This is a genomic window from Streptomyces sp. DH24, assembly GCF_029813775.1.
In the GTDB taxonomy this organism is placed as follows: domain Bacteria; phylum Actinomycetota; class Actinomycetes; order Streptomycetales; family Streptomycetaceae; genus Streptomyces.
The window spans coordinates 1-14,677 of sequence record NZ_JARVKW010000033.1; the positions used below are offsets into that span (position 1 = coordinate 1).

Annotated in this window: 8 protein-coding genes; all 8 read left to right on the forward strand. The window is 74.7% G+C overall.

All coding sequences use genetic code 11. The annotated features are described in order from the left end of the window. Nucleotides 1–268 precede the first annotated feature (268 nt). The 8 genes from QC282_RS23880 (at nucleotide 269) to QC282_RS23920 (ending at nucleotide 14,463) form a co-directional block, all read left to right on the forward strand. Nucleotides 269–7,375 carry a non-ribosomal peptide synthetase gene (locus QC282_RS23880; protein ID WP_279551601.1) on the forward strand — a complete coding sequence of 2,369 codons (7,107 nt, stop codon included), beginning with the start codon at nucleotides 269–271 and terminating at the stop codon, nucleotides 7,373–7,375. Beyond that, nucleotides 7,372–7,578 (forward strand): MbtH family protein, encoded by a 207-nt coding sequence (locus tag QC282_RS23885; RefSeq protein ID WP_279551602.1) that lies wholly within the window; start codon nucleotides 7,372–7,374, stop codon nucleotides 7,576–7,578. Before QC282_RS23880 ends, QC282_RS23885 begins: the two co-directional genes overlap by 4 nt. 186 nt (nucleotides 7,579–7,764) lie before the next feature. Further along, on the forward strand, nucleotides 7,765–8,187 hold the full coding sequence (locus QC282_RS23890; protein WP_279551603.1) for a cobalamin B12-binding domain-containing protein: 423 nt from the start codon (nucleotides 7,765–7,767) through the stop codon (nucleotides 8,185–8,187). Next, complete coding sequence (locus tag QC282_RS32355; protein ID WP_336621084.1) at nucleotides 8,184–10,589, forward strand: amino acid--tRNA ligase-related protein; 2,406 nt, start codon at nucleotides 8,184–8,186, stop codon at nucleotides 10,587–10,589. Before QC282_RS23890 ends, QC282_RS32355 begins: the two co-directional genes overlap by 4 nt. Further along, nucleotides 10,586–11,896, forward strand: a complete 1,311-nt coding sequence (locus tag QC282_RS23905; RefSeq protein ID WP_279551604.1) for a glutamate synthase-related protein — start codon at nucleotides 10,586–10,588, stop codon at nucleotides 11,894–11,896. The genes QC282_RS32355 and QC282_RS23905 overlap by 4 nt, the downstream gene beginning before the upstream one ends. 209 nt (nucleotides 11,897–12,105) lie before the next feature. Next, nucleotides 12,106–12,378, forward strand: coding sequence for a hypothetical protein (locus tag QC282_RS23910; protein WP_279551605.1), 273 nt, complete (start codon nucleotides 12,106–12,108; stop codon nucleotides 12,376–12,378). Between the two features lie 105 nt (nucleotides 12,379–12,483). Further along, a complete protein-coding gene (locus QC282_RS23915; RefSeq protein ID WP_279551606.1) occupies nucleotides 12,484–13,734 on the forward strand; it encodes an MFS transporter in 1,251 nt (416 codons plus the stop codon). Nucleotides 13,735–13,743: 9 nt separating this feature from the next. Then, nucleotides 13,744–14,463, forward strand: a complete 720-nt coding sequence (locus QC282_RS23920; protein WP_279551607.1) for a 4'-phosphopantetheinyl transferase superfamily protein — start codon at nucleotides 13,744–13,746, stop codon at nucleotides 14,461–14,463. Nucleotides 14,464–14,677: the final 214 nt, after the last annotated feature.

A 14,677-nucleotide genomic window follows, 5' to 3' on the forward strand; every position in this document is an offset into this window, starting at 1 on the left:
GGGGCACGGGCGCCGGGCTGTCGCGTGCGGAAGGCGGCCCCCGCCGAGGCGACACGGCCTCCTGTGAGCCCGACGCCCCCGGCGGCATCCCGCTTCCGCGCTCCTGCGGCAGATACACCGGCAGTACCGCACCCCGACCGGCAGCGCGCCACCGGACGGACGCCGCGCAGCTGCCCCGGTGACTGCCGCTGCCGCGCCCCCGGCGTCCCTAGCGTGGGAGCACACCAGCCACCCGCTCCTCCCCGACCCTTCGCCTGGAGGCTCCGCGATGCCCTCGACCGCCCCCACCGCGTCCGCCGTCCTGGACGGCGGCCCGGCGCCCCTCCCGGCGCCCCGCGTCCTGGACCGGATCGCCGGGCAGGACGCCGAGCGGATCGCCCTCGTACACGGCGAACGCCGCCTGACCTACGGCCAGTTGGCCCTCGCCGTCGCGTTCCGCGCCGACGAGCTGGCCGCGCAGGGGGCCGGGCCGGGACGCCTGGTGGCCGTCTGCCGGCCGCGCGGCATCGACGCCGTCGTGGGGCTGCTCGCCGCCCTGCGGACGGGAGCCGCCTACCTGCCGCTGGACCCCGCCGCCCCCGCCGCCCGGACCGCCGCCGTCCTCACCGACTGCACGGGAACGGACCTCGCGACCGTCGACGGCGAATGTGTGCTGCCCGGCCCGGGCGTCGACCCGGACGCCGCGTACGTCATCTACACCTCGGGCTCCACCGGCACCCCGAACGGCGTGGTCGTCGGGCAGGACGCGCTCGCCCGTTTCACCGCCGCCGCGACCGCCGTGTACGGCATCACCGCCGACGACGTCGTGCTCCAGTTCGCCCCGCTGCACTTCGACGCGAGCGTGGAGGAGGTGTTCTGCGCCCTGGGCGCGGGCGCCACGCTCGTCCTGCGGGACGAGGAGATGCTCGACGTGCCGGGGCTGCTGGCCGGCTGTGCCGCCCACGGCGTCAGCGTGCTCGACCTGCCCACCGCGTACTGGCACGAGCTGGCGCACGCGCTGGCCGCCGGGGTCGCCGAACTGCCGCCCGCCCTGCGGACCGTGATCATCGGCGGCGAGGCCGCGCTGCCCGAGCGCGTGGCCCAGTGGTGCGCGGCCGTCGACCCGGACCGGGTGCGGCTGCTGAACACCTACGGGCCCACCGAGGCGACCGTCGTCGCCACCGTCGCGGACCTGTCCCGGCACACGGGCGGCCCGGTGCCCATCGGCACGCCCCTGCCCGGCGTTCGCGCCGCCGTGGTGGACGGCGAACTGTGGCTGCTGGGCGGCGGACTGGCCCACGGCTACCTCGGGCGACCGGACCTGACCGAACGCCGCTTCACCCGGCTCGGCACGGAACGCGCCTACCGCACCGGCGACTTGGCGCGCCTACGGGAGGACGGGCAGCTCGGCTTCGTGGGCCGCGCCGACGACGAGGTGAAGATCAACGGCCACCGCGTCGACCCGGCGTCCGTGGAGTCGGTGCTCTCCGGCCACCCGGACGTCCGCGAGGCCGCCGTCGTCGCCGTGGACGCGCCCGGCGGCGGCAAGCAGCTCGCCGCCTACGTCGTCGCCGGCACCGGCCCGGACGCCCTGCGCGAACACACCCGGCGCTCGCTGCCCGCCGCCGCCGTGCCCGCGACGTTCACCACGGTGGACGCGCTGCCCCGCACCTCGTCCGGCAAGATCGACCGCAAGGCGCTCAGAGCCCGTGCCGCGCGGCCGGCGCCGCCCGCCCCGTCCGCCGCGCCCGACCCGGCGTACGACGTGTTCGCGGGGGACCCGCCGACCGCCGAGGACCGGGTGCCGCTGTCCTACGCGCAGCGCCGGCTGTGGTTCCTCGCCGCCCTGGAAGGGCCGTCGACCACCTACCACCTGCCGGTGGTGCTGCGGCTGGACGAGGTGCCCGACACGACGGCACTGGCGGCGGCCCTCGGCGACCTGGTGGAGCGGCACGAGGTGCTGCGGACCGTGTACCCGGCCGTCGACGGGGAGCCGTACCAGCACGTCCTCGACGCGCCCCCGGTCCCGCTGGACGTGCGGACCTGCGCCGCACCGGACGTCGCGACCGCCGTGGCCCGGTTCACCTCCGGCACCTTCGACCTGGCGTGCCAACTGCCGCTGCGCGCCGCCCTGTTCCTGACCGGAACGGAGGAGGACGCCGACCGGCGGGCGACGCTCGTGCTGCTCACCCACCACATCGCCACCGACGGCTGGTCCGTCGGCCCTCTGCTGCACGACCTGGGCACCGCCTACGCGGCCCGCCGCGCGGGTGGGACGCCCGACTGGGAGCCCCTGCCGGTGCAGTACGCGGACTACACCCTGTGGCAGCGCGACCTGCTGGCCGACCCGGCCGCACTGCTGGCGCACTGGCGGGCCGCTCTCGACGGCATGCCCACCGTGCTGGACCTGCCCGCTGACCGCCCCCGCCCGGCCGAGCCCACCGGCGCCGGCGCCACCCTGACCGCCACCCTCGGCCCCGACGTGCTGCGGCGGCTGACCGCCCTGGGGGAGGAGCGGGGGGCGAGTCTGCTGATGGTGCTGCAACCGGCCCTGGCACTGGCCCTGGCCGCGGCCGGGGCGGGGGAGGACATCGCGATCGGCACCCCGGTCGCGGGCCGGGGCGACGAGGCCCTGGACGGTCTCGTGGGCTTCTTCGTCAACACCCTGGTGCTGCGCACCGACGTGTCGGGGCCGCTCTCGTACGCCGAGCTGGTGGACCGGACCCGGGACGCGGACCTGGCCGCCTACGCCCACCAGGACCTCCCGTTCGACCTGCTGGTGGAGCACCTGGCACCCGAGCGCGCCCTGGCCGTGAACCCGTTCTTCCAGGTGATGCTCACCGCCGAGACGGACGACGGCTCCGCCACCGCGGCCGGCGGCCCGCTGGCCGGGCGGTTCGCCGAACCGGGCCTGGAGGCGGCCAAGTTCGACCTCAGCGCCTCCTGCGTGGCCCTGCCCGACGGCGGTCTGAAGGTGTGGTGGCAGTACGCGGCCGACCTGTTCGAACCCGGGACGGCGCAGCTGCTGCTCGACCTGTTCGTCCGGGCCCTGGAACGCGGCGCCGCCGACCCGGCCGCCCCCGCGGCCGGACACCGGCTGCCCACCCCCGCGGAACAGGCCCGGATCACCGCCCTGCGCAACGGACTTGAGCACGCCCGACGGCAGGAGGAGACGGCCCGGTCCCGCACCGCCGCCACCGCCGGGCGGCCGGAGGCCGAGGAGGCACTGCGCGCCCTGTTCGCCGAGGTGATCGGCCGCGGCAAGGTCGGCCCGGACGACAACTTCTTCTCGGTGGGCGGGCATTCGATGCACGGCGTCCGCCTGGTGAACCGCATCCGCGCCACCTGGGGCGTCCAGGCCCGCATCCGGGACCTGTTCCTCGCCCCCACCCCCCGCCGACTCGCGGCACGCCTGGCCGGCCAGGGCCTGCCGTCCGGGCGCCCCGGACCGGTGCCCGTGCCGGACCGTTTGCGGCCCGCGCGGGTGCCGTTGTCGTACGCGCAGCGCCGGCTGTGGTTCGTGGACCAGATGGAGGGCCCGAGCCGCTCCTACACCATCCCCTTCGCCCTGCGCCTGGACCGGACGCTGGACGCGGCCGTGCTCGCCGAGGCGCTGGCCGACGTGACCGCACGGCACGAGGTCCTGCGCACCGTGTACCCGGCCGTGGACGGCGAACCCTTCCAGCGTGTGCTGACCGGCGACGCCGCCCGCCCCGTGCTGGACCTCGTGGACTGCCCGGCCGGCGGCGCGGCGGACGCCGTGGACGCCGCCGCCGGCCACGTCTTCGACCTGGCCGCCGACCTGCCGCTGCGGGCCACCCTGGTCACCGAGGAGGGCGCCGGGCAGATCCTGGTGCTCCAGGTCCACCACATCGCCGCCGACGGCTGGTCCACCGGACCCCTCCTCGCGGACCTCGCCGCCGCCTACGAGGCACGCGAGGCCGGACGGGCACCGGCGTGGCGACCGCTGCCGGTGCAGTACACGGACTACACGCTGTGGGAACGCGCCGCCCTGGACGGCACGGCCGCCGACGAGCACGTGGCCTTCTGGCGGGACACCCTCGCGGGCGCCCCCGAGGCACTGACACCCACCCCGGCGAAGATCCGTCCGGCCGAGGCGTCGATGCGCGGCGCGTACGTGCCCGTCCACCTCGACGCGGACGTGCACGCCCGGCTGGAGCGGCTCGCCCTGGACCACGGGGCCACCCTGTTCATGGTGGTGCAGGCGGCGCTGGCGTCACTGCTCACCCGGCACGGAGCGGGCACCGACCTGCCGCTGGGCACGGTGGTCGCCGGCCGCGACGACGAGGTCCTCGACGACCTGGTCGGGTTCTTCGTCAACACCCTCGTCCTGCGCTGCGACACCTCCGGCAACCCGCGGTTCGCCGAACTGCTCGACCGGGTGCGCGCCACCGACCTGGCCGCCTTCGCGCACCAGGAACTCCCCTTCGACCTCGTCGTGGAACGCCTCAACCCGCGCCGGTCCACCGACCGCCACCCGCTCGTGCAGACGATCGTTCAGGTGGAGCCGGCCGAACCGGCGACGGCCGCGGGCACCGCGCTGTCCGGCACCCCGCTGGGCACCGACTCCGGATTCACCAAGTTCGACCTGACCGTGTCCCTCAAGGAGACCCGGAGCACCGACGGAAGGGCCGCCGGACTCGTCGGCGTACTGGAGTACGCCACGGACCTCTACGACGCCGCTACGGCACGCATGCTCACCGCCCACCTGGAGCGGACCCTGCGGGCGGTCGCCGAGGACCCGGCGCAGCGCATCGCCGACATCGCGCTGCTGACTGCCGAGGAGGAGTTCCGGCTGCTGACCGACTACAACGACACGGCCACCCCCCGCGCCGCCTGCGGCCTGGTGCACGAGCGGTTCGCCGCCCAGGCCCGGCGCACCCCCGACCGGATCGCCCTGCGCCACGGCGACGAACAGGTCACCTACGCCGAACTGGACGCCCGCGCCAACGCCCTGGCGCACACCCTGCTCGCCGCAGGCGTCGGCCGGGACGCGGCGGTCGGCGTCCTGATGGACCGCACACCGCTGCTGCTGGTGGCCGCGCTGGCCGTGCTCAAGTGCGGGGCGGCGTACGTGCCGATGGACCCGCGGCTGCCCACGGCGCGGGTGCGGATGATGACCGAGGACACCGGAGCCACGGTCCTGCTCACCCAACGGGCGCACCTCGCCGCGCCGTCGGTGGCCGCGGAGGCGGCGGCCGGGGTGCGCGTGCTGGCGGTGGACGCCCCCGGCACCGTGGACGCGGCCCGCGCGGACGCACCGGACGCGGCGGTCGGCGAGGACGCGCTGGCGTACATCATGTTCACCTCCGGCTCCACGGGCCGGCCCAAGGGCGTCGGCGTGACCCACCGCAACGTCGTGGAACTCGTCACCGACCGGTGCTGGAACCGGCGGCACCACCGCCGCATGCTGGTGCACTCCGCGATCGGCTTCGACGCCTCCACCTACGAACTGTGGGTGCCGCTGCTCGGCGGCGGGCAGCTGGTGATCTGCCCCGGGGACGGCACCGACCTCGCGGAGATCGACCACACCGTCCGCACGCACGGCGTGACGGCCGCCTACTTCACGATGGGCCTGTTCCACATACTCGCCGACGAGGGCCTGGACACCCTCAAACTGCTCGACGAGGTGTGGACCGGCGGCGACGTCGCCTCCCCGGAGGCACTCCAGCGGGTGCTGACGCACTGCCCGGACACCGTCCTGGTGCACAGCTACGGCCCGACCGAGACCACCTTCGCCTCGCACCACCAGCGCTTCACCGTCACCGAGCGCACCCTGCACGGCGTCCACCTCGGCGTGCCCCTCGACAACACCCGCGTCTACGTCCTGGACGAACGGCTGCGGCCCGTGCCGGTCGGAGTGCCGGGCGAGATGTACATCGCCGGCACCCAGGTGGCGCGCGGCTACGTCGGCCGGCCGGGGCTGACCGCCGAGCGGTTCGTGGCCGACCCGTTCGGCGCGGACGGCGGGCGGATGTACCGCACCGGCGACCTCGTGCAGTGGACGCCCGACGGCGAACTGCGCTTCCTCGGCCGGGCCGACGGCCAGGTCAAGCTGCGCGGCTTCCGCATCGAACCCGGCGAGATCGAGGCGTCCCTCGCCCGGCACCCGGCAGTCGGGCAGGCCGCCGTGGTGGTCCTCGACGACGGTCCGGGCGGCAAACGGCTGGTCGCCTACGCCGTGCCGCGCACCGGCCACGACCTGACCGGCCCGGACCTGCTGCGGTGGGCGGCCGGCGAACTGCCCGAACACATGGTGCCCTCGGCGGCGGTGCTGCTCGACGCGATCCCGCTGACCGTCAACGGCAAACCCGACCGCAAGGCCCTGCCCGCCCCCGAACCGGCCGTCCGCACCAGCGGCCGGGCACCGCGCACCCCGCGCGAGGAGCTGCTGTGCGGCCTCTTCTCCGAAGTGCTCGGCGTCGAGGACGTGGGCATCGACGACAACTTCTTCACCCTGGGCGGCCACTCACTGCTCGGCGTGCGGCTGATCAGCCGGATGCGGGCGGTCCTCGGCCTCGAACTGGGCGTACGGGACCTGTTCCGCACCCCGACGGTGGCGGGGCTGCTGGCCGACGAGCCGAGCGGCTTCGACCCGATGGGCGTCCTGCTTCCCCTCCAGACCAAGGGCGGCCGGCCACCGCTGTTCTGCGTCCACCCGGGCACCGGCGTCGGCTGGACGTACGCCGGCCTCACCCGGCACCTCGGCCCCGACCAGCCGCTCTACGCCGTCCAGGCACGGGCCCTGGGCGAACTCGGCCACTCCCCGCAGTCGGTGGAGGAAATGGCCGAGGACTACCTGCCGCTGATCCGTGAGATCCAGCCGCACGGCCCCTACCGCTTCCTCGGCTGGTCCTTCGGCGGCACCGTCGCCCACGCACTGGCCACACGCCTGGCCGACCTCGGCGAGCGCACCGACCTGCTGGCCATGATGGACGTCCATCTGCTGCCGACCGAGCCGGAACGGCGCCGGATGACCCCGGCGCAGAAACGCGACATGCTCGTCGGCGACGCCTCCGACGAACCCGAGGACGCCCCCTTCGACGTGGCGGCCCTCATCGAACTGGTCCGCCTCAAGGACCCCGTGCTCGGCGCCTTCTCCGACGACGAGATCCGCTCGGTGATCGACGCCTCCATCAATCACGCCGAAATCATGAACCTGTATTCCCCGCGCCCGGTGGAAACCGACCTCGTATTCCTGGGGGCGCTGGAGGAAGGAGAAACGGAGAACACCCTCGTCCACAACTGGATGCCCTATATCGACGGCACTGTCGAAAATCATCTGATCGGGGTTCCCCACACCAGAATGGGAGAACCCGAACCGCTCGCCCTGATCGGCCGAATCCTTTCCGAGAAATTGAGGAGCCTGTCATGACCAACCCCTTCGACGACGCCGAGGGCACCTTCCACGTCGTGGTCAACGCGGAGGGCCAGCACGCCCTGTGGCCCGTCTTCGCGGACGTTCCCGCAGGCTGGGACACCGCCTGGGGGCCGGGTACGCGTGACGGCGCCCTGGAGTACGTGGCGGCGAACTGGACCGACATCCGCCCGCGCAGCCTGGTCGCGCAGTATTCCTGAACCCCGGCATTCCCGAACCCGGCCCGAAGGACTGCGACCTCGGAAAACCCTTCGCGCCGCCGGCCGCGCCCCGTGACATCACGGGGCGCGGCCTTTTTCGCGTCCGGTCGCCGCCCCTTTCATCTGCCGTCGGACTGCCGCCGAAACTTCCCCTCGGGCATCCTCCGGGAACCTAGATTTCTCACCATGCGACGACGGAATGTGCAGACCCTGCTGACCGGGACGGCCTCGGATTCCCACACCTGGAACCTCGTCTATCTCCAGCTGTTCCTGGAGGAGCTGGGACACCAGGTGCGCAACCTGGGGCCCTGCGTCACCGACGAGCAGCTGACCGCCGCCTGCGCGGCCGAGCGGCCCGACCTGGTGGTCATCAGCAGCGTGAACGGGCACGGGTACCGCGACGGACTGAACGCCGTGCGCGCCCTGCGCGCGGCCGGCCCGCACCCGCCCGTCGTCATCGGCGGCAAGCTGGGCGTCGCCGGGCAGGCCGACCCCGAGCGCCGCCGCCGGCTGCTGGACGCCGGGTGCGCGGCCGTCTTCGACGACGGGGACACCGCGGCACTGCGGAGCTGGCTGGACGAGGCGTTCGACCGACGGGCCGCCGCGTGAACACCGCCGCCGGGCTCGCCGCACCGGGCGCGGCCCCACCGCCCGCGCCCGCCGACCGGAGCCCGGCCGCACCGGCCGACGCCACGTCCTTCGGACGGTTCGTCGCCGCCGCGGCCGCCGCCGGCCGGCTCGTCGTCCAGCCCCGCATGGGTTTCAGCGACCCCCGCGCGATGCGCGCCGGACTGGAACGGACCCGCCGCGCCGCCGCCACCACCGTCGGCACCCTCACCATCGACAGCTACACCCGGGTCGGCGACCTCGCCGGGGCGCGGGCCGCGCTCGCCGAGGGCCTCCCGCTCAACGGCTACCCCATCGCCACCCACCCCGCCGACGTCACCCGCGAACTGCTGCACGGCACACCGGCCTTCGGCTTCCCCGTCCAGGTCCGGCACGGCTCCTCCCGGCCCGAGCCGATCATCCGCGCCCTGACCGCCGCCGGACTGGACGCCACCGAGGGCGGCCCCGTCTCCTACTGCCTGCCCTACGGCCGCACGCCGCTCGCCGAGTCCGTGGACAACTGGTCCCGCGCCTGCGAACTGCTGGCCGCCCTGGTGCCCGCGCCCCGCGTCCCGCACCTGGAGAGCTTCGGCGGCTGCATGCTCGGCCAGCTGTGCCCGCCGGGCCTGCTGGTCGCGCTCAGCCTGCTGGAGGGACTGTTCTTCGTCCGGCACGGCATCCGCAGCGTCTCCCTCAGCTACGCCCAGCAGACCGACACCACGCAGGACGCGGAGGCGGTACGGGCGCTGCGCCGGCTGGCCGAGGAGTTCCTGCCCCCCGACGCCGACCGGCACGTGGTGCTCTACACCTACATGGGCGTCTTCCCCCGCACCCGGCACGGCGCCACCGGGCTCCTGGAGGACTCGGCGCGACTCGCGGTCCGCGCCGGGGCACGGCGGCTCATCGTCAAGACGGCCGCCGAGGCCCACCGCATCCCGACCGTCGCGGAGAACGTCCGGGCGCTGGAGACGGCGGCCGCCGCCGCCCTCGCGGAGCGCGGGGACGACCACCGGGGCCGCCCCGCCGCCCCGGACCACCGGGAGCCCGACGGCACCGACAGCCAGGTCTACCGGGAGGCCCGCGCCTTCCTGGAGGCCGTGCTGGAACTCTCCGACGACCCGGGACGAGCGCTGCGGACCGCGTTCGCGCGAGGCGTGCTGGACGTCCCGTACTGCCTGCACCCGGACAACGCGGGCCGCAGCCGCAGCTTCCTCGGCCCCGACGGACGGCTGCACTGGTCCGACGTCGGGCGGATGCCCGTGGCACCGCGCACACCACCCGGCGCCCGCGTCCCCATGACCTCCCACGCACTGCTGCGGGCCCTGGACGCGGTCGCCGACCGCTACGACGGGCCGCCCCGCCCCCTCCCGGACATCGCGCACGTCCGGCCCGCCCCCTCACCCACAGGACAAGGAGACGACATGGACCTCACCACCCCACCCGCACTGGGCGAACACCTGGCATCACCGACCCTGCGGTCCGCGATGCTGGTGCAGCAGGAAGCCCTGTACGCGGCGCGGGAGTTCCTGCGCGGCGAGGGCTTCGTCGAGCTGCTGCCCCCGCTCGTCGGACCGGTGACCGACCCCGGCGGCCGAGGCGCCAAAGCCCTCGACGTCGACTACTACGGTCACCCGTACAAGCTGATGACCAGCGCCATCCTGTACAAGCAGGCCTCCCTGAAGGGCTTCCCGCGCCTGTTCTACGTCGCGCCGAACGTCCGCGTGGAACCGCCGGAGACCGCCGGCACCGGCCGGCACCTCGTCGAGTTCCACCAGATCGACGTCGAGCTGGCGTCGGGCACCCGCGAGGACGTACAGGAGATCGCCGCCGGTCTGCTGACCCACGTCGTGGAGCACGTCTGGGCGGCCCTGCCCGACGTGCTGCGCGATCTGGGCCGCGACGAAATGGACTTCGCGGAGCTGCGGTCCGGCAAGTTCGACGTCCGCACCCATGAGGAGGCGGTGGCCCGGCTGGTGGCGAACGGCCACCCGCAGAGCCACGACGCGGAGATCGACTGGGCCGGCGAGCGACTGCTGTCCCTGGAGGCCGACCGGCCGTTCTTCGTCGACGACTACCCCAAGGGCTCACGCGGCTTCTACGACCGCGAGGACCCCGACCGCCCCGGCGTGCTGCGCAACTTCGACCTGATCGCGCACGGCGGCTACGGCGAACTGGTCAGCGGCAGCGAGCGCGAGTCCGACTACGCGACCCTCGTGACGCGGATGCGCGAGAGCGGCGAGAACCCCGCCAAGTACGCCTGGTACCTGGAACTGGCCCGCGAAGGCATCAGCCCCAGCGCCGGCTTCGGCATGGGGCTGCAACGACTGGTCCGCTTCCTGACCGGCCTCGACGCCCTGTGGCAGGTCAGCGCCTACCCGAAGCTGCCGGGGGTGATCGCGCCGTGAGCGGCCTGCACGCGACCGGGTTCCCCGAGGAGCAGGTACGGGCACGGGCCAGGAACGGCACGGCGACGGTCTTCCCGGCGGCGGACACGTACGGCGGCGAACTGTTCGGAGCCGCGCACCCCGCCCCGCCGGACACCCCCGGCACCCCGGACGACCTGGACGGGCTGCGGATCGTCCCGCCGGTGTTCATGCCGCGCCGCCTGGAGAAACTGATCGACCTCGGCCGCGAACCCTCCCACGACGACGTGGACCTGACCGGACGGACCGGCGGGTTCACCACCCGACTGCCCCTCTACCTCTCGGCGTTCGGCTCCACCCGGGCCGGCAACGGCGACCTGGGTCCGGCCTCCGCCCGGCAGGCGGCCCGGCTCGGGATACCGATGGTGATCGGCGAGAACATGGTGCCGGTGCACGGCTACCGGCGCGGCGCGGACGCCGGCACGACACGCTCGGCCCTGCTGGAGCGGATCGCCGCCTACGCGGACGCCGTACCCGACGGCATCGGCGGAGTCGTGGTCCAGCAGTCCACCGAGGACGCCGACTCCGAGGTGTGGAACCTCCTCTACAGCGACCCCGGCACCCGCTCCCTGCGCGACTCCGGCCGGCTCGGCTTCGAACTCAAGGTCGGCCAGGGCGCCAAGCCCGGCCTCGGCGGCATGACCGTCGTCGACGCCGACGAAGCGCGGCGCCTCGCCGGGCAGTTCGGCGTGCACGACGTGCTGGACGACCCGGAGCGACGGCTGCGGTGCGCCACCCCGGGCACGTTCACCGAGGAGATCGTCCGCCAGCAACTGCGCTTCATGCGGAACAACTTCCCCCTCGCCCGCACCTGGGTGAAGTTCCACCCGGGGCGCGACATCGCGCGGGCCACCGCCGTCGCGTGGGCCGCCGGGGCCGACGCGGTCACCGTGGACGGCGCGGAGGGCGGCACCGGCTGGGCACCCCGCGTCTTCCTCGACCACGTGGGCCTGCCGCTCGGCGAGTGCCTGCGCCGCATCGGCCCGCCCGTCGGCGATCTGCTGGTCACCGGCCGGATCTGGGAGGGCGGCCGGACGATGCGTGCCCTCGCCCTGGGCGCCGCCGCGGTCGGCCTCGGCCGCGCGGCCCTGCTCGCCGTGGACGAGGACCCCGAAGAGGGCCTGATCCGGCTCGTCGACGCGCTCGACCTGGAACTGCGGCTGCTGATCAGCGCGGTGGGGAAGTACCGGCCCGCCGACCTGGACCCGGCCGACCTGTGGGACCCGGCGACGCCACCCGCCCACCACCCCGCCGAACCGTCCGCCACCCACACCGGAGACCTGCGGTGACCGGCCCCGGCCGAACGGCGGACGACCGCGAAAGCCCGGCGGACACGGAACGCGACGCCCTGGCGGGTTGTGACGTGGATGGTCCTGTCCGCGCGGCCCGTGACGCGGAACGCTCCGCCGGCCGTACGGGGCGCGGCGCGGCGCGTGGCGTCCGTGCGGTGCGCGGTCGGCGTCGCGGAGTCCTCCGCGGGGCCCGGAGGCGGAGGCCCATGAGCCGGTCGGGCGCCGGGCGGAGCCTGGTGCGGGCCCGGTTCCGGCTGGCCGGCCCCGACGCGCTGCCGGGTGTCGTCGTCGAGCCGGCTGCCGGCCGCCCCGGTCACGTCGGCGCGGTGGCGACCCGCACCCTCGCCGAAGCGGGGCTCGGTCACCTCGGCGGTCATCTCCGCCTGCGCACGTACGGACGGCCGCCCGGCGCCGCCGCCACGGCACGCGCCGTCCGCCGGGCCGTGCACCGCGCCCTCGCCGCCGCACGCCGTCCCTGAAGCGGCCCCTGTCCCGAACCACACCCCCGATTCCACGCTCACTCCCTCCCACCCCCTCCGCTCCCTCCCACTCCTTCCACTCACTCCCACAGAACGGTTACGTCCATGGACACCACCGAGCGCCCTCCGGTCCCCTGGGGACGGGTCGCCTCCCTGGTCGGCGGCCAAGCCGCCGTCCAATTCGGCAGCTTCGCCCTGCTCATCGCCATGAACTGGACCGCCGTCGAGCTCGGTGGCACAGGGGCGGTCACGCTGCTCACGCTCGCCGCCACCGTGCCGCGTGCGCTGATGCTCATCTTCGGCGGCGCGGTCGCCGACACCCTGGGCCCGCGTTTCGTCCTGCTGCGCACCACCGGCGCCCGCGTGGCGCTACTGGCCGTGGGCGCCGTGATCACCGCCACCGCCCAGTCGCTCTGGCCCCTGGTCGCGATCGCCCTGATCGAGGGGGTGCTGCTGGGCCTGGCCGGACCCGCCTCCGGCGTCCTGCTGCCCATGCTCGCCCGCGGCGACCAGTTGACCCGCGCCAACTCCCTGTACGCCATGGTGCTCCGCGTGGCCCCGATCCTCGGCGCCCCCGCCGGGGCGTTCCTCATCGCGGCGGGGGAGCTGTGGGTCGCGATGGCCGCCGCCGCGGTGACCGGCGCGATCTGGTTCGGCTGCCTGCTGCACGTCACCCACGGCTTCGCCCGCCCGAAGCCGGAACCCGGCGTCTCCCTCGTCCGGCGCTCCGGCGACGGTTTCCGGCTGCTGGCCGGGCACCCGCGGCTGCGCTGGATGTTCATCGCCGCCCTCTCGCTGGACATGGCCTTCAGCTGGCCCGCCGAGGTCGCCCTGCCGCTGCTGGTCTCCGAACGCGGCTGGGGCGTCGGCACGGTCGGCGTGGTGCTGGCCGCCTTCAGCGCCGGCGCCCTCGGCTCCAGCGCGCTCGGCGCGGTCCTGGCGCACCGCATCCCGATGTACGTCCGTCTGGTCGTGACCGGTGCCGGACTGGCCGCGGGCATCCTGGTCATGGCGCTGATGCCGTCGGCGCTCTCGCTCACCGCGGTCGCCGCCGCCGTGGGTCTGCTCTCCGGGCTCAACGGACCGGCGATCGTCACCCTTTACCAGCAGGCCGCGCCCGAGAAGCGGATGGGCGCCGCCATGTCCACGCTGTCACTGGCGGGCATCGGCACCGCCCCGATCTCCATCGCCGTGTTCAGTTCCCTGTCCCTCGTCCTCGGCGTGCAGACCACGTGGCTGCTGTGCGGGACGATCGCCTTCGTCTCCCCCCTGGCCGCCGTCATCGCCCTGCGCCACCCCGCCCGGGTGGAGGAGCCGGCGACGGCCGCCACCGATGTGCCCGTGCCCGTCGCCTGAAGGAGGGTCATGACCACCCTGACCGTTCCCCGACTGCTGCTGCCGCGACGGCTGACCGGTCCGGGGCCGGGCCCCGGGCGCACCCCGGCACCCGCCCCCGGCCCGGAGGTGTGGCTGGTGGACACCACCGCGTACCGGTCGCACGCCCACCGGCAGGCGCCGCACACCCTGGACGCCCAGGAGCTGGCCCGGGCCGCGGAGTTCGTCCGGGCCGCCGACCGTGACTCCTACGTCTGCGCGCACGTCGCCCTGCGCCGGCTGCTCGGCGCGTACCTGGACATCGCCCCGGGCGACGTCACCGTCGAACGGGCACCGTGCCTGCACTGCGACGAGCCCCATGGCAGACCCGTACTGCCGGACGGCGCGCTGCACTTCTCGCTCTCGCACTGCACCGGCCTGAGCCTGCTGGCCTTCGCCACCGCGCCGGTCGGCGTGGACGTGGAGGAACTGGTGACGCCCGCGACCGTCCTGGAGGCCTCCGACGTCCTGCATCCCAGGGAGGCCGCGGAACTGGCGCTCCTCCCCGCGGCGGAGCGGCCCGCCGCCTTCACCCGGGTGTGGACCCGCAAGGAGGCCTACCTGAAGGGCCTCGGCGTGGGTCTGTCCGCCGACCCGGCGGCCGACTACGTCGGCTCCGGACACGACCCGGCTCTCGTGCCCGGATGGCTCCTCACCGACGTCGTCGTCCCCGAGGGCCACTGTGCCGCGGTGGCCCTGCGCACTCCGTGAACGCGTCAGCGACAGGGGGCGGCGGGACCGGCACCCGGTGCGGTAGCGGTGCGGTGTGGTGTGGTGTGGTGCGGTGTGGTGTGGTGCGGTGTGGTGCGGGAGGGGGCCGACGTGGCTGCTGCCGGAGCCTCGCCGGCCGCGTCCCGGCCCGCGTCCCCGAAGCCCTGGCCCCGTCCCGCCGGGACTTGGCCACCGGTCCCGCCTGCCTCGGCCA